At 64.1% G+C, this 18,919-nt stretch carries 17 protein-coding genes; 13 read left to right on the top strand and 4 right to left on the bottom strand.

The annotated features are described in order from the left end of the window. The first annotated feature begins 60 nt into the window (after positions 1-60). The 4 genes from alr (at position 61) to O7A60_RS06920 (ending at position 3,826) form a co-directional block, all read left to right on the top strand. On the top strand, positions 61-1,200 hold the full coding sequence (gene alr, locus O7A60_RS06905) for an alanine racemase (RefSeq protein WP_337105637.1): 1,140 nt from the start codon (positions 61-63) through the stop codon (positions 1,198-1,200). Between the two features lie 275 nt (positions 1,201-1,475). Further along, a complete protein-coding gene (rnk, locus tag O7A60_RS06910; protein ID WP_337105638.1) occupies positions 1,476-1,895 on the top strand; it encodes a nucleoside diphosphate kinase regulator in 420 nt (139 codons plus the stop codon). 14 nt (positions 1,896-1,909) lie between these two features. Then, a complete protein-coding gene (locus O7A60_RS06915; protein WP_337105639.1) occupies positions 1,910-2,455 on the top strand; it encodes a nucleoside-diphosphate kinase in 546 nt (181 codons plus the stop codon). A 114-nt stretch (positions 2,456-2,569) separates the two neighbouring features. Further along, positions 2,570-3,826 carry a D-amino acid dehydrogenase gene (locus tag O7A60_RS06920; RefSeq protein ID WP_337105640.1) on the top strand — a complete coding sequence of 419 codons (1,257 nt, stop codon included), beginning with the start codon at positions 2,570-2,572 and terminating at the stop codon, positions 3,824-3,826. Between the two features lie 88 nt (positions 3,827-3,914). On the opposite strand, the gene O7A60_RS06925 is transcribed toward O7A60_RS06920, so the two are convergent. The 3 genes from O7A60_RS06925 to O7A60_RS06935 all read right to left on the bottom strand — a co-directional run bounded on the left by O7A60_RS06925 (position 3,915) and on the right by O7A60_RS06935 (position 7,530). Further along, a complete protein-coding gene (locus O7A60_RS06925) occupies positions 3,915-6,068 on the bottom strand; it encodes a phospholipase D-like domain-containing protein (protein ID WP_337105641.1) in 2,154 nt (717 codons plus the stop codon). Next, complete coding sequence (locus tag O7A60_RS06930) at positions 6,065-6,508, bottom strand: hypothetical protein (protein WP_337105642.1); 444 nt, start codon at positions 6,506-6,508, stop codon at positions 6,065-6,067. Before O7A60_RS06930 ends, O7A60_RS06925 begins: the two co-directional genes overlap by 4 nt. A 140-nt stretch (positions 6,509-6,648) precedes the next feature. Next, on the bottom strand, positions 6,649-7,530 hold the full coding sequence (locus tag O7A60_RS06935; protein WP_337105643.1) for a LysR family transcriptional regulator: 882 nt from the start codon (positions 7,528-7,530) through the stop codon (positions 6,649-6,651). A gap of 212 nt (positions 7,531-7,742) precedes the next feature. Here O7A60_RS06935 and O7A60_RS06940 point away from each other — a divergent pair, with 212 nt between their 5' ends. Both O7A60_RS06940 and O7A60_RS06945 read left to right on the top strand, forming a co-directional pair. Continuing rightward, positions 7,743-9,239 (top strand): CoA-acylating methylmalonate-semialdehyde dehydrogenase, encoded by a 1,497-nt coding sequence (locus O7A60_RS06940; protein WP_027141740.1) that lies wholly within the window; start codon positions 7,743-7,745, stop codon positions 9,237-9,239. A gap of 291 nt (positions 9,240-9,530) precedes the next feature. Further along, positions 9,531-9,836 (top strand): hypothetical protein, encoded by a 306-nt coding sequence (locus O7A60_RS06945; RefSeq protein ID WP_027141741.1) that lies wholly within the window; start codon positions 9,531-9,533, stop codon positions 9,834-9,836. Positions 9,837-9,849: 13 nt separating this feature from the next. Here O7A60_RS06945 and O7A60_RS06950 read toward each other — a convergent pair whose 3' ends face one another. Beyond that, positions 9,850-10,542 carry a GntR family transcriptional regulator gene (locus O7A60_RS06950; RefSeq protein WP_415926801.1) on the bottom strand — a complete coding sequence of 231 codons (693 nt, stop codon included), beginning with the start codon at positions 10,540-10,542 and terminating at the stop codon, positions 9,850-9,852. Between the two features lie 69 nt (positions 10,543-10,611). Here O7A60_RS06950 and O7A60_RS06955 point away from each other — a divergent pair, with 69 nt between their 5' ends. The 7 genes from O7A60_RS06955 (at position 10,612) to O7A60_RS06985 (ending at position 18,911) form a co-directional block, all read left to right on the top strand. Next, on the top strand, positions 10,612-11,505 hold the full coding sequence (locus O7A60_RS06955) for a dihydrodipicolinate synthase family protein (RefSeq protein ID WP_337105645.1): 894 nt from the start codon (positions 10,612-10,614) through the stop codon (positions 11,503-11,505). A gap of 39 nt (positions 11,506-11,544) precedes the next feature. Continuing rightward, complete coding sequence (locus O7A60_RS06960; protein ID WP_337105646.1) at positions 11,545-12,858, top strand: NAD(P)/FAD-dependent oxidoreductase; 1,314 nt, start codon at positions 11,545-11,547, stop codon at positions 12,856-12,858. Positions 12,859-12,872: 14 nt separating this feature from the next. Beyond that, positions 12,873-13,874, top strand: coding sequence for a 4-hydroxyproline epimerase (locus tag O7A60_RS06965; RefSeq protein ID WP_337105647.1), 1,002 nt, complete (start codon positions 12,873-12,875; stop codon positions 13,872-13,874). A gap of 334 nt (positions 13,875-14,208) precedes the next feature. Continuing rightward, complete coding sequence (locus tag O7A60_RS06970) at positions 14,209-15,111, top strand: branched-chain amino acid ABC transporter permease (protein ID WP_337105648.1); 903 nt, start codon at positions 14,209-14,211, stop codon at positions 15,109-15,111. A gap of 4 nt (positions 15,112-15,115) precedes the next feature. Beyond that, positions 15,116-16,711 (top strand): high-affinity branched-chain amino acid ABC transporter permease LivM, encoded by a 1,596-nt coding sequence (gene livM / locus O7A60_RS06975; RefSeq protein WP_337105649.1) that lies wholly within the window; start codon positions 15,116-15,118, stop codon positions 16,709-16,711. Then, entirely contained in the window at positions 16,711-18,183 is a 1,473-nt protein-coding gene (locus tag O7A60_RS06980; protein ID WP_337105650.1) for an ATP-binding cassette domain-containing protein, read from the top strand. The genes livM and O7A60_RS06980 overlap by 1 nt, the downstream gene beginning before the upstream one ends. Further along, positions 18,183-18,911, top strand: a complete 729-nt coding sequence (locus O7A60_RS06985) for an ABC transporter ATP-binding protein (RefSeq protein ID WP_140509918.1) — start codon at positions 18,183-18,185, stop codon at positions 18,909-18,911. The genes O7A60_RS06980 and O7A60_RS06985 overlap by 1 nt, the downstream gene beginning before the upstream one ends. Positions 18,912-18,919: the final 8 nt, after the last annotated feature.

The following is an 18,919-nucleotide window of genomic DNA, read 5'->3' on the forward strand; positions in this document are numbered from 1 at the left end:
CTGTTGCCGTGTCGGCCCAGCGGTCCTATTGATATCTTATCCGCTACAAGGAGGGTCGCCATGAACGACGCCCCCACAAGATTGCTGCCCGATGATGGCGCTGCCGTAAGCGAGGCGGCGGCCGGGGCCATTCTCACCATCGATCTCAGTGCGATCCGCGAAAACCACCGGCGGCTGAAGGCAAGGCTGGGCGGCGTGCGCTGCGCCGGCGTGGTCAAGGCCGACGGCTACGGTCTCGGCGCGAGCCAAGTGGCATCGGCGCTGGCGAGAGAAGGCTGTGACGTCTTCTTCGTCGCGCTGCTGGCCGAAGGCATCGCGCTCCGGAAGGCGATCGGGGCCGGACCTGAGATCCACGTGCTGAACGGACTGCCGCCGGGCTCCGAGCCGGAAGCGGTCGCGTCCGATCTCTGCGCGGTCGTCAACAGTGGCGCGCAGTTGAAAGCCTGGCGCGCGGCGGCACATCGCGTTGGCCGAAAACTTCCGGCCGCCATCCAGGTCGACAGCGGCATGTCGCGGCTTGGCATGGCACCAGCCGAAGTCGAGGCGATGGCTGGTGATGCCACCGCTATCGACGGCATCGACGTCAGATATGTGATGAGCCACCTGGCTTGCGCCGACGAGCCTGACCACCCCGCCAATGAACAGCAGCGGCTGGCGTTCGAGCGGCTGCGCGCGATGCTGCCCGAGGCGCCCGCCTCGCTCGCCAACTCCTCCGGCATCTTTCTCGGACCGTCCTATCATTATGATCTCGCCCGCCCTGGCGCAGCGCTCTACGGCATCAATCCGACGCCTGCCGAACCCAACCCGATGCTGCCCGTGGTGCGGCTGCAGGCCAAGGTGGCGCAGACGCGCTGCGTGGAACAGGGCACGGGCATCGGCTATGGCCACACCCATCATGCGGAAGGGCCGCTCAGCCTGGCGACCATCTCGTTCGGCTATGCGGATGGCTGGTTGCGGCGATCAGCGTCGGCCGCCTGGTTCGAGGGCGCGCGCCTGCCCTTCCTCGGGCGCGTGTCGATGGATTCGATCATTCTCGACATTTCCGCCCTGCCGCCCGGCAAGCTTCGCGAAGGGGATCTCGTCGAACTGCTCGGTCCTTCGCAAAGCGTCGACGACGCCGCCGGCCATGCCGGCACCATCGGCTACGAAATCCTGGCCAGTCTCGGCACGCGCTTCCACCGGCGCTATGTCGGCGGTTGAGCGGTTTGGCCGCGCTTGACAAGCGGACGCCTGTCGGCAAGGTTCGGCGCATGAGCAACCTCGCTTATATCAGAACCTTGTTCAGGGTCTGCCCGATCGCGGGATCGTAGCCCCGGCGCGGCCGCCTTCCGGCGTTCGTCCGTCCCGGGGCATCCATACATCCACCCATCGCCATCAAGCCGCACCGCTTTCCGCGGCTGCCGGCTTTCATCAGGCCGCCGTCAGCGCGGCGGCAAGCGCGCATCTGCTCGATGCGCCGATCCATGAGGTTTGTCATGCAACATGCAACGGGACTGCGTCCATCCGCACAGATTCTGATCAGCGACACCGACCATGACAGGTTGACCGGTCTGGCGAGCACCGTGCTCGACCGCGCCCCCGAGACGGCTGAAGAGTTGCTCGCGGAGCTGGATCGGGCGGTGATCACGGAAGCGGAGGCAATGCCGGCCGACGTAGTGCGAATGGGATCGACGGTCACGGTTCGCGGCGAAAGCGGTGATATCAAGCACATCACGCTGGTCTATCCAGGCGACGCCGATATTGCCGAAAACCGGATTTCGGTGCTGACGCCGATGGGAACGGCGCTGGTCGGCGCCAGCATCGGGCAGGTGGTGCGCTGGAGCGGTCGAGGCGGCCGCAAACTGTCGGTGACCGTGGAGGCCGTCGATACGCCCGTCTGCGGCGGCGAGTACTGATCGTGGAGGCGGTGATGAAAAACGGAAGCTGCCGCCTGACGACGAAGGATTTCGCCGTCCTGGAAGTGATACTTGAGCGCCGACGGGCCTTCGCGGATCCGATGGTCCGGATGATCGAAGAAAAGCTTTCCAATGCCGGCGTCATGCCCATCGAGTCGATCGAAGCCGATATCGTGACGCTGAACAGCCGGGTGGTGTTTTGCGTCGATGCCGGTGTGGCCGAGACGCGCACCCTGGTGCAGAGCGAAATACGTGGACCAGTCGGCTCCAGCCTGTCGGTGGCAACCAGGCGCGGGCTGTGCATGCTTGGCATGGCGCAAGGCCAGACGGCTTCGCTCGAGCACCCCGACGGCAGGCGCGAATCGATCCGGATCAAGGCGGTGCTCTATCAGCCGGAAGCCGCGCGGCGGGCAGCCCGGGAAAGAGCCGCCGCTGGCGGACCCCGGCCGCACGGACTGACCCTCGTCTACAGCGCCGACATTTCCATCCGGCCTCTTGGCGGGACGGCAGGAATGCGGCAGACAGAGAGAGATGACGACCCCGGTCCCTCGGCGGCATGAAAGCCATGGCGCAAGGTCGCGAAGATCGGCATCGATTTTCGCCGGCGATCGTGTGCGAATCGCAGATGCGGCCATGTCCATCGGCATGAAGGACATGGCGTAAGGAGTGAATGAATGAAGATCATGGTGCTGGGCAGTGGCGTCATCGGGGTGACCACGGCCTATTATCTCGCCGAGGCCGGCCATGAGGTGACGGTGATCGACCGCCAGAAAGGCCCGGCGCTGGAAACCAGCTTTGCCAATGCCGGCGAGATTTCGCCCGGCTATGCCTCGCCCTGGGCCGGTCCCGGCATCCCGCTCAAGGCGGTCAAGTGGCTCTTGATGAAGCATGGCCCGCTGGTGGTGCGGCCGGCCTTCGACCCGCATATGTGGACATGGCTGGTCAAGATGCTGCGCAACTGCACCGCCGAGCGCTACGCCATCAACAAATCGCGCATGGTGCCGCTGGCGGAATACAGTCGCGACACGCTGAAGGCGCTACGCGAAGCAACGGGCATTGCCTATGACGAGCGGACCCAGGGCACGCTGCAGCTGTTTCGCACGCAAAAGCAGCTCGACGGCACGTCAGGCGATGTCGAGGTGCTGAAGAAATATGGCGTGCCCTACGAAGTGCTCGATCCCGACGGCTGTATCGCGGCCGAGCCGGCGCTGGCCGGGGTCCGCGATAAGTTCGTCGGCGGGTTGAGGCTGCCGCATGACGAGACCGGCGACTGCAAGATGTTCACCGACAGGCTGACCGAGCTCTGCGTGGCGCGCGGCGTCAAGTTCGAATATGACATGACCATCTGGCGCGTCATCCGCAGCCGCAATCGCGTCGCCAATCTCAGCACGAGCAAGGGTTTCAAGACCGCCGATGCCTATGTGATGGCGCTGGGCAGCTACTCGGCGGGCCTCATGCGCCGGATGAAGCGGCCGATCCCGGTCTATCCGGTCAAGGGCTATTCGATCACGGTGCCGATCAAGGACGCCGCCGCCGCACCGGTGTCGACGGTGATGGACGAAACCTACAAGGTCGCGATCACCCGGCTCGGCGACCGCATCCGCGTCGGCGGCACGGCCGAGATTTCCGGCTTCGATCTCAGGCTGCACGAATCGCGGCGCCGCACCCTCGAACACTCGGTCGGCGATCTCTTTCCCGGCGCCGGCGCCATGCGCGAAGCGACTTTCTGGTGCGGGCTGCGGCCGATGACGCCGGACGGACCGCCGCTGATCGGCCGCACCGAACTTTCCAATCTCTTTCTCAACACCGGCCATGGCACGCTCGGCTGGACCATGGCCTGCGGCTCGGCCAAGGTGCTGGCCGACATCATGTCGAACCGGGTACCCGACATCGACGTGCGCGCCCTGGCGCAGGAGCGCTATCTGAAATAAGCGGCCCGCGCGTCTGGCCGACGCGCTTTGTTCTTGCTTTGATGCATGTCGTTGCCCCAAAACCGGAGCCGCTTTTGGGCGACATGCATCAGAACGCCTGCCTGACCCACGCCTCGTCGAACAGCAGCCGGTAGGCCCACGGGATCGTCACCTTGGTGGAAACCGGGTTCGAGTGCGCGAGGTAGTCGTCATAGACCGGCTTCATCCTGGCGTAGAAGGCGGGGTCGAGCACCATCATGCCGTTCTCCGAATCGTGGAAGAAGCTGCGGTTGTTGAGGTTGACCGAGGAAATGGCGACCAGCCTTTCGTCGATCATCATGATCTTGGAATGCAGCACCACGTCAGGCGCCTTGAACTCGCGGATGTCGATGCGGTCGCCATATTTCTCGACGAACAGCTTGTTCAGCGCGGTAAGGAACTTGCCGCCGATGTCGCCCTTGAGGTCGATGCGGCCGACAATGTCGATCCTGACGCCGCGGGCGAGTGCCCGGTCAAAGGCCTCGGCGAGGCTGGGGGTCAAATTGAGGTAAGGGTTGACGATCTGGATACGGTGCTGGGCGGCATCGACAAGCTCGACGAAATAGGCCTCCAGCGCATGATCATCCTCATAGGGCACCGAGATGAAATGCCGGGCATTGCCTTGGGGGCGGCCATCTCCGTGGACCGGGACGGAGAAGGGGCGCGCCAGGTTGGTGTCTGCGTCGCGCAGCCATATCGTCGACAGATGCGCGGCCAGCCTCTCGACCGTCGCCCGGTCGGCGAACTCGATGTCGAAGTCGCTCCAGTTCGAATAGTAGTTCAGCGAAAATCCGTCGGTCTTGCCGTATTGCTCGAGGTCCGGATAGCGCGACAGGTCGACCGGCTGATGGAACAGGAAGCCGTCATGGATGTTGCGGCCGCCGATGATGACGCGCGAACGCGCGGGGTCCTGCGCTAGCGTCGCCAGCATTTTGATATGATGGACCTTGTGCAATTGTGAAATCTGCTCGTCGATCGGCGCGCCATGGTCCGCCTGCCAGCGATATTCCTGCAATTCGACATTGGGGAATTCGGCCGCCAGGCGGTGCAGCATGGCGTCGTCCTTGTCGCGTTCCAGCACGTCGGTGATCATGATGCGCACCTTGGTGCCAAGCGCTGCATGATGGCGGATCAATCGTTCGATGATACGGCCGGAAAAGTCCGCCTTGAACTCGAGCGAGGACAGATAGATCAGCTTCAGCGTTGGCGCCTTCGAGAAATCGAGCGGCAGTTCGGGGTCACCCTTGTCTATTGTCGCATCGGACAGCGGCGCGCCCATCAGCGCCTCGACCTTGGCGTTGAAGCCGTCGCGCGACTTGCGCAGCAGCCTGGGCTCGCCGATCGGCATGGCGCAGGTCTGCGACAGCCAGCGGCTAGCATAGAAAGCGCGCTCGAGGGCGTCGATGTCGGCGCCGCTGGGGACCGGGCAGCGCTGGTAGCGGCTGTCCAAGCTGGCGAGCGCCGGATCGGCGGTCTCTTCGCGCCGGATGGTGAGGGGCGCGCCGGTGGGAGCAAGGCTGGAGCGGATCCTTGCCGTGCACCGGTTCAGGCTGTCACCCGGAAACAGGCTGACCGTGTCGTCCTCGCCCGACAGGCGAAAGCCGAATGCCGCGCCGGCGGCGATGATGCGTGAGGTTCCCGCGGCACGGATCGCCAATGCGCCGTCGCAAGTGCCCTCGATGTCGGCCGGCTGCCTGCCTGCCTGCCGCACGACGATCTCGGTGCTGCGCGCCTGCAGGCCGGAGAAATCGAAAGTCTTGGGCGCCGAAGGACGCGCCGCCGCATCGATGTAGAGCGTCTGCCGCGACACCCGCCAGCGGCCGTCGAAATGACCGTCGCCGCTGCCTATGCCGGCCGGCGGCAGATGCGCCTTGGCGATCGGTCCGGCCAGTTGCCGTAGCGTCGAATACGTCGCCTGGAAATCGCGGTTCTGAACATCGCGGCGGTTGCGCCCGAAGGGGCCGGTGCTGTTGGCACGGTCCATGGCGCCGAGCTGGTTGTTGGCGAGCAGCGTCAGGAACCCTCTTTCGTAGTCGCTGTCGCCGGTATCTCCGAAAAACTGCGCCGCCGCGACCTGTGCCCCGGGCGTGCTGGCCGACAGCGAGGGCCGCGCGCAAGCCTCCTGTCCCGCCAGGAGGTCGCAGGCATTGCCGCCTGCGTCGGCACAGCCGGCAAGGGCGGCCAGTCCGAACAGGACGAGGATGACGGCCGTGCGGACGTTCACCCGGCGGCTCCGGCCTTCATGGCGCTCAACTGCGCCGGGTCGCGCGGCGGCATGAAACCTTGCGGAAAAACCTTGCAGACAGGGATGGTGAAGGTGGCAATCAGCAGTTCCGCCTCGCTGCGCATCTTGCGGGGCGCCGTCTTGTCGTCGCGGATTGCGCTCGCCGAGGCAATCAGGGCGCCATCGCAGTCGCAATGGTTGCGGCGAGCGATGTAGCAGGCGTCATGGGTTCGGCAAACGGCGTCGAGGCGGTCGACCGGCCGGGCCGACAGATCGCCGGTGCGGGTGCCGGGACCGCAGTAATTGCCGATGACGAAAGGCGAGGGGCGCGCCATGACGTAGCGGATCGGTTTGGGCAATTCGGCTTCCGGCACTTTTGTCCATGGGTTGGCGCATGCGGAGACGAGCAGCAGCGGCAGGATGGCAAGAACGGCTCGCATGTCTATCCGCGCCAGCTTTCTGAAAGATTTCTCCACCCGGCACCCACCATGGCCGGCGACCGGTGATGCCACACTGTGCGGTTTTGTGGCAAGGAAAAGGCGGCGTGTGGAAACCTGGCTGTTTTGCCGTGACGGCGCTTCTACAGGAAGAGGCCCCGCTCGCGCTCGACCGCCTTGGTGATGAAGCTGGCGACGATCTGGACGCGGCGCAGCGGCCTGACCGATTCGTGATAGACCAGCCAGTAGGCGCGGCGGATAGGCGCGACCACATCGACGGCCACCAACTCCGGCATCGAGCGGGCGACGAAGGTGTGCAGGATGCCGATGCCGGCGCCCGAGCGCACGGCCTCGGCCTGGCCGAGCGCCGAGGAGATGGCGAAGCTGGTGCGCCAGTCCGCGCTGAATTCTGCGGCATAGTCGAGCGAAGGGCTGACGATGAGATCAGGCACATAGCCGATCAGTGTGTGCTGGCCGAGTTCGGCGGCGGTTTTGGGCAGGCCATGCGCGTCGACATAGCCGCGGGAGGCGAACAGGCCGAGCGAATAGTCGACCAATTTTCCCGCCACCAGCCGGCCTTCGGTCGGCCGTTCGACGGTGATCGCGATATCGGCTTCGCGCCGCGACAGCGAGAAGGAGCGCGGCACCGGCACGAGCTGGATGGTGAGTTCGCGGTGAAGGGCGGTGAGTTCGCCCAGCCGCTTGGCCAGGAAGGCGACGCCGAAGCCGTCGGGTGCGCCGATGCGCACGGTGCCGGACACGTCATCTCCTTCGCCTGATATGGTCGAGCGCGCGGCGATCATGTCGCCTTCTATGCGCTCGGCGATATCGAGGAAGCGCTCGCCGGCCGGCGTCAACTCGCTGCCGGTGGTCAGCCGGCGAAAGAGTTTTGTCCTCAGTGCTTCCTCAAGGGCCGCGATGCGGCGCGAGACGGTGGCATGGTTGAGCTCAAGCCGGCGCGCGGCGCCAAGAATCTGGCCGGCGCGCGCCACGGCGAGGAAGATGCGGACGTCATCCCAGTTCATGGGAATGCTCCCGGGGGCAATCGTCAACGGCGCGTTCCACAGAATCCAATATAACCATACCAGTGATGTCCAGCATACCTTACCATTTGCGGCAATTGATGCACAGGTCTCGCTTGTTATCTATTTTCCGCACAACGGTTGCGTTCTCCCTCGCGTTGCCTTCGCCGCCGCAAAGGCGGACAATACGGCATCACAAACAAGGGAGAGAAATCATGATCGATTACGGTCATTTCATCGGCGGCAAGCGTGTCGCCGGCACCAGCGGCCGCAAGCAGGACGTCATGCAGCCGATGGACGGCACGGTGCGCGGCACGGTGGCGCTGGCCTCGCAGGCGGAACTGCGCGCGGCGGTCGAGAATGCCAAGGCCGCGCAGCCCAAATGGGCGGCGACCAATCCGCAGCGCCGCGTGCGCGTGCTGATGAAATTCCTCGAACTGGTCGCCCGCGACTATGACGAATTGGCCGAGATCCTGGCGCGCGAACACGGCAAGACCATCGCCGACGCCAAGGGCGACATCCAGCGCGGCCTCGAAGTCGTAGAGGTCTGCATCGGCGCGCCGCATATGATGAAGGGTGAGTTCACCGACGGCGCCGGGCCAGGCATCGACGTCTATTCGATGCGCCAGCCGCTCGGCGTCGTCGCCGGCATCACGCCGTTCAATTTCCCGGCGATGATCCCGCTTTGGAAGATCGCACCGGCGATCGCCTGCGGCAACGCCTTCATCCTGAAGCCTTCGGAGCGTGATCCGGGCGTGCCGATGCGCATTGCCGAGCTGTTCATCGAGGCCGGCCTGCCGGCTGGCATCCTCAACGTCGTCAACGGCGACAAGGATGTCGTCGACGCTATCCTCGACGATCCCGACATCAAGGCCATCGGCTTTGTCGGCTCGACGCCGATCGCCCACTACATCTATTCGCGCGGCACGGCGGCCGGCAAGCGCGTGCAGTGCTTCGGCGGCGCCAAGAACCACATGATCATCATGCCCGACGCCGACATGGACCAGACCGTCGACGCGCTGATCGGCGCCGGTTACGGCTCGGCCGGCGAGCGCTGCATGGCGATCTCGGTGGCGGTGCCGGTCGGCAACGACACCGCCAACCGGCTGATGGAAAAGCTGATCCCGCGCGTCGAGAGCCTGAAGGTCGGACCGTCGACGGACTCAGCCGCCGATTTCGGCCCGCTGGTCACCGCCCAGGCGCTGGAGCGCGTCAAGGGTTACGTCGATACCGGTGTCAAGGAAGGCGCCAAGCTCGTCGTCGACGGCCGCGGCTTCAAGATGCAGGGCTATGAGGACGGCTACTATATGGGCGGTTGCCTGTTCGACAACGTGACGGCGGACATGCGCATCTACAAGGAAGAGATCTTTGGACCGGTGCTCTCGGTGGTGCGCGCACCGACCTATGAGAACGCCATCAAGCTCGCCAACGATCACGAGATGGGCAATGGCGTCGCCATCTTTACCCGCGACGGCGACGCGGCGCGCGACTTCGCTAGCCGTGTTCAGGTTGGCATGGTCGGCGTCAACGTGCCGATCCCGGTGCCGATCGCCTACTACACCTTCGGCGGCTGGAAGGCGTCTTCCTTCGGCGACCTGAACCAGCACGGCCCGGACGCGTTCCGCTTCTACACCAAGACCAAGACGGTGACCTCGCGCTGGCCGTCCGGCATCAAGGATGGGGCTGAATTCGTCATCCCGACGATGAACTGACCGGACGTTTTCTTCGTCTGCGTGTCCTTGCTGGGGGCGCGGGCAGGCATCAAGGATGGCGCTGAATTCGTTATCCGGACGATGAACCGACCGGACGAGAAGACGCGATTTTACTCAAGGCCTAAGTCCCCGGACTTAGGCCTTTTGTTTTTGCAAACGCTAATGTGATGGAACCGGCGGGGCTCGCGGGACTTAGGGCTGCAATCCTGCCGTGGAGGAGGCGCGGCAGACAACCAGGGCGCCGCACGGCGGGCCGGTGGCATTGCATCGTCCGGCGCAAGGAGGTGTCAGATGACACGACGTCTTACGGCGACACTGTTCGTTGCGGCGATGGCGATGTGCACCGGCGCTGCTCAGGCAAATGCGGCCGGACAATGCGCGGCACGCGCCGATATCGTGAAAGCGCTCGGTGAGAACTTCCACGAAAGCGAAGCCGGGCGCGGCCTGATCAATCCCAATGTGGTCCTCGAAGTGTTCGTTTCCGATCAAGGCAGCTGGACGGTTCTGGCTTCCGACACGAAGGGCCAGAGTTGCATCCTGTCGGTCGGCGAGGGCTGGGACAGCCCAACCATCAAGGCGGCGTTGCCGGGCGCTTGAACTATTTCTGCAGTTAGCGCGTCGCGGCCACCTCGGCATGGCCGCGCAGCAGAGCCATCAGTTTCTTGGCGTCCTTGGCGGCGCCGTCCTCGTCGCCGTCCAGGATCGAGCGGATCAGTGCTACATGGTGCTCGGCGGATTCCGCCAGCCCAGTGTCCGCCTTGTAGCGGAACCAGAAGCGGCGGCTGTGGGTCTGCAGGGGGGCGGCCAGCCGGGCGGCGAACGGGTTGTCGGCGGCCAGCGCCAGCGCCTCGTCGAGCGCCTTGTCGGCTTGGATGAAGGCAAGCACATTGCCTGATATCACTGCTTTCTGCATGGCGAGCGCCGCCTCGTGAAACAGGTCGGCGGCCTCGCGGGTGACGAAACGGGCGGCTGATCGTGCGAGCACCACCTCGACGCCGCGGCGGGCATCGAGCACACGCAGCCAGTCGCCGGGATGCAGCGGCGCGATCGCGATCCCGGCGCGGGGCCTGACGTCGAGCAGCCCTTCCCAGGCCAGCCGCTGTATCGCCTCGCGCACCGGCGTGCGGCCGAGCGCCAGCCGCTCGATCAAGGAGCCCTCGGTGACAAAACTCGACGGGGCCAGTTCGAGCGTGACGATCATGTGCTCAAGGACACGGTAGGCCTTGGTCGCCGCGGGCTCGGACAGGGTGCTTGCTTCCATGAATATCAAAGCCGGTCTCCTGATATATCTAGAATATATCATAACGGACTCCGCATTGACAGCGGCTTCCCTAACAGATATACGGCTGATATATCAGATGGAGAAATAGCCATGTGGACCGGAGTTTTCCCCGCCGTCACGACCAAATTCACCACCGACGACCGGCTCGACCACGCCGAAATGGAGCGTTGCTTCAGCTTGCAGATGGAGGCCGGCTGCGACGGCATCATCGTCTGCGGCTCGCTCGGCGAAGGGCCGATGCTGTCGCCTGACGAGAAGATCGAGGTGCTGAAGACCGCGCAGAAGATCGCAGGCAAGAAGCCGGTGCTGCTGACCGTCAACGAGGCCGGCACCCGCGAGGCGACCAGCATCGCCAGGCGCGCCGCCAAGGAAGGCGCCAACGGCCTGATGGTGGTGCCGAGCCCGATCTACCACACCAACGCGGAAGAGACCGTGGCCGCCCTGCGCGCCGTGGCCGAGGCCGGCGACCTGCCGGTCATGATCTATTCCAACCGGCTCGCCTACCGCGTCGACGTCACCGTCGACCAGATGGAGGAGCTGGCATCGGACAAGCGCTTCGTCGCCATCAAGGAATCCTCCGACGACATCCGCCGCCCGACCGAGATCATCAACCGCCTGGGCAGCCGCTACGACCTGTTCACCGGTGTCGACAACCTCGCCTTCGAGGCGCTGTCCGTAGGTGCCATCGGCTGGGTGGCCGGCCTGGTCACCGCCTTCCCGCGCGAGACCGTCGCCGTCTACCAACTGATGAAGCAGGGCCGCCGCGAAGAGGCGCTCGCCATCTACCGCTGGTTCCGGCCGCTGCTCGACCTCGATGTCTCGACCTATCTGGTGCAGAACATCAAGCTTGCCGAAGTGTTCGCCATCAACACCAACGATCGCGTCCGCATGCCGCGCATGCCACTGTCGGGCGAACGCCGCAAGACCGTCGAGAAGATCGTCAAGGATGCACTGGCGGTACGGCCAACGCTGCCGCAATTCTAAGGAGAAGATGCCGGCAGCCAGGTGAAGGGCAGCGCCCACGTGACAGGAAGTACCAAATCGACAGACGAGGGGAGCCGCCCCGCCCTTCGGGCGCCTTCTAACCGTGAACGGGGAGAAGGGAAAGACATCGCCATCGTCGGTGGCGGGATCATCGGTATTTGCGTAGCTGCCTTCCTTGCCGAGGCCGGGCTGGATGTCACGGTCTTCGACCGCACCGGTATCTGCGAGGAGACGAGCTCGGGCAACGCCGCCGCCTTTGCTTTTTCCGACGTGCTGCCGCTGGCGCACAAGGGCATGATCAGGCAGCTGCCGAAATGGCTCGCCGATCCACTCGGCCCGCTCAGCATCCCGCCCGCCTACCTGCCCAAGCTGCTGCCTTGGCTGATCCGGTTCTGGCGCGCCGGCGCGCCAGGGAAATACGAGGCGAGCCTGACGGCCCAGGCCGGCATGATGAAGCTTGCCGAGGCCGAATGGATGGATCTGCTCGATCGGTCCGGCACGCGGCCGATGCTGCGCGAGGACGGTTCGCTCGAGCTCTACGAAAGCGAAGCCGAGTTCCGCGCCTCACTGTCGGGCTGGGCGGCGCGCGAGCGCTTCGGCATCGGCTTCCGCCATGTAGAAGGTGAAAACCTCGCGGGCTTGCAGCCTGGGTTGTCACCGCGCTTCGTCAAGGGCACCTTCGTGCCGGGATGGAAGACGGTCGCCGATCCAAAACTGCTCGGCAAGGCCGTGTGGGCTTACGCGCAGTCCAAAGGCGCCCGCTTCGAGATGGCCCGCATCGACCGCGTCGCCGCGAATCAGGATGGTGCGACACTGACGCTGGCCGACGGCTCGATAAGACAAGCCAGGTACATCGTCATTGCCGCGGGCGCCTGGTCGCACCTGCTGGCGCGGCAACTCGGCGATCGCATTCCGCTGGAGACCGAGCGCGGCTACAACACGACGCTGCCGACGAGCGCTTTCGACGTGACGCGGCAGCTGATCTTTTCCGGTCATGGCTTCGTCATCACCCCGCTCGAAACGGGCCTGCGCGTCGGCGGGGCCGTGGAACTCGGCGGCATCGAACGACCACCCAATTTCAACAGGTCGAAAGCGCTCCTGCAGAAGGCGCAGAAATTCCTGCCGGGGCTCGATCCCTCGGGCGGAAGCGAATGGATGGGGTTCCGGCCCTCGCTGCCGGATTCGGTGCCCGTCATCGGCAAGGCGACGCGAAGCCGTTCGGTGATCTACGCCTTCGGTCACGGCCATCTCGGCCTGACCCAGGCCGCGGCAACCGGGCGGTTGATCAGGGAATTCGTTCTGGGGCAGACTTCGTCCGTTGATCTGGCCCCCTTCAGCCCACAACGGTTTTGATCTTGAGGAGCGACATGGCCAAGAAATCCTTCTTCTGCATCGACGGCCACACCTGCGGCAACCCGGTGCGGCTGGTCGCCGGCGGCGGGCCGCTGCTGCAGGGCTCGACGATGATGGAACGGCGCGCGCATTTCCTCGCCGAATATGACTGGATCCGAACCGGCCTGATGTTCGAGCCGCGCGGCCATGACGTGATGTCCGGCTCGATCCTCTATCCGCCAACACGCGAGGATTGCGACATCGCCATCCTGTTCATCGAGACGTCCGGTTGCCTGCCCATGTGCGGCCACGGCACCATCGGCACAGTGACGATGGCCATCGAGCACGGCTTGATCAAGCCGAAGACGCCGGGTGTGCTCAGGCTCGACACGCCGGCCGGCCTGGTCATCGCCGAATACAAGCAGGTCGGCGAGCATGTCGAGGAGGTGCGCATCACCAATGTGCCGTCCTTCCTCCATGCCGAAGGGCTGACAGTCGAATGTCCAGGGCTGGGCGAAATAACCGTCGACGTCGCCTATGGCGGCAATTTCTATGCCATCGTCGAACCGCAGGCGAACTATCGCGACATGGCCGACTATTCCGCCGGCGACTTCATCGCCTGGAGCCCGGTGGTGCGGCAGCGGCTCAACGAGAAGTATTCCTTCGTGCATCCGGAGAATCCAGGCATTGCCGGATTGTCGCACATGCTGTGGACCGGCAAGCCGACGGTCGAGGGCGCCGATGCCCGCAATGCCGTTTTCTACGGCGACAAGGCGATCGATCGCTCGCCCTGCGGCACTGGCACATCGGCGCGCATGGCGCAGCTTCATGCCAAGGGCAAGCTTAAGGCAGGCGACGCCTTCGTCCATGAATCGATCATCGGCTCGCTGTTCAAGGGCAAGGTCGAAAAAGAGGTCACCGTGGCTGGCAAGCCGGCGATCATCCCCTCGATCGGCGGCTGGGCACGCATGACCGGACTGAACACCATCTTCATCGACGACCGCGACCCGTTCGCGCATGGTTTCGTGGTCAAGTAGGAGAATCCTGACGTCGCGGAAAGGAGTGTGACGAAAAAACGAACCATGTCAGGAACGCAACGATTCTTCTCATCACCCAATCTTGACGGTGATTTCTTCGAAACGGAGCGCATGATGCGGCCCAATCGTCAAAGACATTGCGTTATGCCAATGATAGGGTCCGCCATAGTCCAGGGGCTGGGTGCGAAAAACGGGCGATCGGGAAGACGTGACTTGGAACCACGCGGAGCGGTCGAAAAATCACGTTGCAATCCGGGCTCGAAACTTTACGACTAGGGGAAATACGAAAAGGAATGCGTCTGCAGGGGCGACATTCCAGGGGAGCCATGTACACATGCAGTACTTTGTCCAGCAGCTTATCAATGGGCTGACGCTGGGATCGATCTATGGGCTGATCGCAATCGGCTACACGATGGTCTACGGCATCATCGGCATGATCAATTTCGCCCATGGCGATATCTTCATGGTGGGCGCCTTCACGGCACTGATCGTCTTCCTCATCCTCGGCGCGCTGTTTTATTCGGTGCCCGTGGTCATCGCGCTGCTGGTCATGATGATCGTGGCGATGCTGCTCACCAGCCTCTACAACTGGACGATCGAGAAGGTGGCCTACCGGCCGCTGCGCGGTTCGTTCCGGCTGGCGCCGCTGATCACCGCCATCGGCATGTCGATCGCGCTGTCGAACTTTGTCCAGGTGACGCAAGGCCCGCGCAACAAGCCGATCCCGCCGATGGTCAGCCAGGTCTACAACATCAACGGCGTCAGCGTGTCGCTGAAGCAGATCATCATCGTCATCGTCACCGCTTTGCTGCTGGCGCTGTTCTGGTACTTGGTCAACAAGACCTCGCTCGGCCGGGCGCAACGCGCCTGCGAGCAGGACCGCAAGATGGCCGCACTGGTCGGCATCGACGTCGATCGCACCATCTCGATCACTTTCATCATGGGCGCGGCCCTTGCCGCCGTCGCCGGCACGCTGTTCCTGATGTATTACGGCGTCATCGCCTTCTCGGACGGCTTTACGCCCGGGGTAAAAGCTTTCACGGCGGCGGTTCTTGGCGGCATCGGCTCATTGCCAGGTGCCGTGCTGGGCGGCCTCCTGATCGGCTTCATCGAGAGCATGTGGTCGGCCTATTTCTCGATCGACTACAAGGACGTCGCCGCCTTCTCGATCCTGGCGATCGTCCTGATCTTCCTGCCTTCCGGCATCTTGGGCCGGCCAGAAGTCGAAAAGGTCTGAGACCATGGCCGTGACCGTATCTCCAGAGCGCGACACCGTCGCCAGCCCCATGCAGCGCGCGCTGCGCGAGGCTTTCTATGCCGGCGCGATAGCGCTTGGCCTGTTCGTGCTGTTCATCGGCCTCAGGACCGACCAGAACATTTCCAACGAACTGGTCGTGGTGCAGCGCTGGGGCCTGCTTGCCGCGGTGGTGATCGCCACGGCCGTCGGGCGTTTCCTCTATGTCGCCTACGGCCAGCCCTTCATGGCTAACCAGAAGATCGCCGATGTCGCCACCGGGCTCATGCCGGCAAGTGTGGCATCCCGCTTCTTCACCCTGCCGACCTTCATCGGAGCAGTCATCGCCATGGTGCTGCTGTTCGTGTTCAACAGCTCTCTCGCCGGATGGTTTGGGGCAGAACCGGCCGGCTACCTGCAATTCCTGCGTGCCCTGGCGGTCATCTATGTGCTGGCCTGCGTGATCTATTACTTCCGCGCCTTCATCCATGCCAACTTCACCAAATTGGGCATCTCGGCATTGGTGCTGTACCCGATCCTCGTCGTCGCGGTGCTGTCACTCAACGCCTGGTCGGTCGCCACCGGGCTGCAGGGTTCGTTGAAATGGGTCGATAATTTCGGCATCCAGATCCTGATCTATGTGATGCTGGCCTGGGGACTGAACATCGTCGTCGGCCTCGCCGGTCTGCTCGATCTCGGCTACGTCGCTTTTTATGCGCTTGGCGCCTATGCCTATGCGCTTCTCGCCACGCATTTCGGCCTGTCGTTCTGGATACTGTTGCCCGCCGCGGGCGCCATGGCCGCGCTCTGGGGGGTGCTGCTCGGTTTTCCCGTGCTGCGCCTGCGCGGCGACTATCTGGCGATCGTGACGCTCGCCTTCGGCGAGATCATCCGCCTCGTGCTGATCAACTGGCGCGAGGTCACCAATGGGTCGGCCGGCATCTCCGGCATTCCCAAGGTCAGCTTCTTCGGCTTGATGTCGTTCAACGTGTCGGACCCGAATTACATCGCCAAGGTGCTGAACATCGCCACGTCCAGCGCCTACTACAAGATCTTCCTCTACTACCTGATCCTTGGGCTCTGCCTGCTAACCGCCTTCGTCACCATCCGGCTGCGGCGCCTGCCGGTCGGCCGCGCCTGGGAAGCCTTGCGTGAGGACGAGATCGCCTGCCGCTCGCTCGGTATCAACACCACCACCACCAAGCTGACGGCCTTTGCCACCGGTGCCATGTTCGGCGGCTTCGCCGGTTCGTTCTTCGCCGCGCGGCAAGGTTTCGTCAGCCCCGAATCCTTCGTCTTCCTGGAATCGGCCATTATCCTCGCCATCGTCGTGCTCGGCGGCATGGGCTCGCTGGTCGGCATCGCCGTCGCCGCGATGGTGATGATCGGCGGCACCGAGGCGCTGCGCGAACTCGACTTCCTCAAGCAGGTCTTCGGGCCCGATTTCACACCGGAACTCTACCGCATGCTTCTGTTCGGCATGGCCATGGTCATCGTCATGCTGTGGAAGCCGCGCGGCTTCGTCGGCAGCCGTGAACCGACAGCCTTCCTCAGGGAACGAAGAGCTGTCTCAGGCTCCTTCACCAAGGAGGGCCACGGCTGATGAATGCGACCACGCAAATGAACGATGCCATCCTGCAGGTCGATCATCTGTCGATGAAGTTCGGCGGCCTGGTCGCCATCGGCGACCTGTCCTTCACCGCCAGGCGCGGCGAAATCACGGCGCTGATCGGCCCCAACGGCGCCGGCAAGACCACCGTGTTCAACTGCATCACCGGCTTTTACAAACCGTCGGAGGGCATGATCACGCTCAACCGGGCCGATGGTTCCAGCTACTTGCTGGAACGGCTGCCCAACCATGAGATCCCGGCGCGCGCCAAGGTGGCGCGGACCTTCCAGAACATCCGCCTGTTCTCGGGGATGACGCTGCTGGAGAACCTGCTCGTCGCCCAGCATAACAAGCTGATGAAGGCTTCGGGCTATACGATCCTGGGCCTGTTCGGCTTCAGCGGCTACCGCAAGGCCTCGGCCGAATCGGTGGAGCTTGCCAAGCACTGGCTGGAAAAGGCCGACCTCGTCGATCGCGCCGACGATCCGGCCGGCGACTTGCCCTACGGCGCGCAGCGGCGGCTCGAGATCGCGCGCGCCATGTGCACCGGTCCTGAGCTTCTTTGCCTCGACGAACCGGCGGCCGGCCTCAACCCGAAGGAATCGGCGGCGCTGAACGAACTGCTGATGGACATCAAGCACACGACCGGCACCTCGATCCTGCTGATCGAGCACGACATGTCGGTGGTCATGCAGATTTCCGACCACGTCGTGGTGCTCGAATATGGCCGCAAGATCTCCGACGGCAATCCGCAGTCGGTGCGCACCGACCCGCGCGTCATCGCCGCCTATCTCGGCGTCGACGACGAGGAGGTCGAGACCGCGCTCACCGAAGTCGGTGACGAGGACGTCATCGAACAGCTCGATATCGGTCCCGACTCGGCGCATGGCCCGGGGACGTCGTCGTCGTATCTTGCCGGGCCGGTGAGCGACACCGTCGGCCATAGCGAAGGCGAGCGGGTGACCGTGTCGAAGGGCGCTTCGAAGGCAGCACAGGTCGACGCCCGCGCCGCCACCGTGGCAAGCAGGCCTGTCGCACCGGCGCCAGCCGAGCCCGCGCCGAAGAAAGCGGCACCAAGGAAAACGGCCGCCAAGGCGCCTGCCGCGAAGTCCGAAGGCGTTTCGAACCGCCTCGCTGCCCCCCGGGGCGGCAAGGCCGACAATCTGACCCGCATCAAGGGCATCGGTACGGTAAACGAGAAGAAGCTCAACGAACACGGCATCTTCCACTTCGACCAGATCGGCGCCTGGAAGAAGGCCGATGTCGAGGCGGTCGAGGCCTATCTCGCCTTTGACGGACGCATCGCGCGAGAGGAATGGGTCAAGCAGGCGAAGCTGCTCGGTCAGGGCAAGGATACGCAATTCTCGCGCCGCGTCGATGCGGGCAAGGTGGCGACCAGTCATGCTTCCGGCAAGGCCGCGGGCACAGGCAAGCCCGTTCAGGGCAAGCGTGGAGGGGGCAAGTGATGGCCACGACAACGCTGCTCGATATCAAGGGCGTGGAGACCTATTACGGCAACATCCGTGCGCTGAACGGTGTCAACGTCACCGTCAAGCAAGGTGAAATCGTGGCGCTGATCGGCGCCAACGGCGCCGGCAAGTCGACGCTGATGATGACCATCTTCGGGGCTCCACGGGCCCGCACGGGCACCATCACCTTCGCCGGAGCCGATATTACCCAGTTGCCGACGCACGAAATCGCACGCATGCGCATCGCACAGTCACCCGAGGGCCGGCGCATCTTCCCGCGCATGACGGTGATGGAAAACCTGCAGATGGGCGCCAGCCTCGATAACCTCAAATACTATGGCGAGGACGTCGAGAAGGTGTTCACGCTGTTCCCGAGACTGAAGGAGCGCATCGCCCAGCGTGGCGGGACCTTGTCGGGCGGCGAACAGCAGATGCTGTCGATCGGACGCGCACTGATGGCGCGGCCGAAACTGCTTCTGCTCGACGAGCCGTCGCTGGGTCTGGCGCCGCTGATCGTCAAGCAGATTTTCGATGCCATCCGCGAATTGAACCGCACCCAAGGGCTGACCGTGTTCCTGGTCGAGCAGAACGCGTTCGGCGCGCTCAAGCTCGCCACGCGCGGCTATGTCATGGTCAACGGCAATGTGACGATGAGCGGCACCGGCAAGGAACTGCTCGCCAATCCGGAAGTGCGCGCCGCCTATCTCGAAGGCGGACATCACTGAGTTCAGGA

The sequence above is a fragment of the Mesorhizobium salmacidum (SeqCode) genome (assembly GCF_037179605.1).
Classification (GTDB): domain Bacteria; phylum Pseudomonadota; class Alphaproteobacteria; order Rhizobiales; family Rhizobiaceae; genus Mesorhizobium; species Mesorhizobium salmacidum.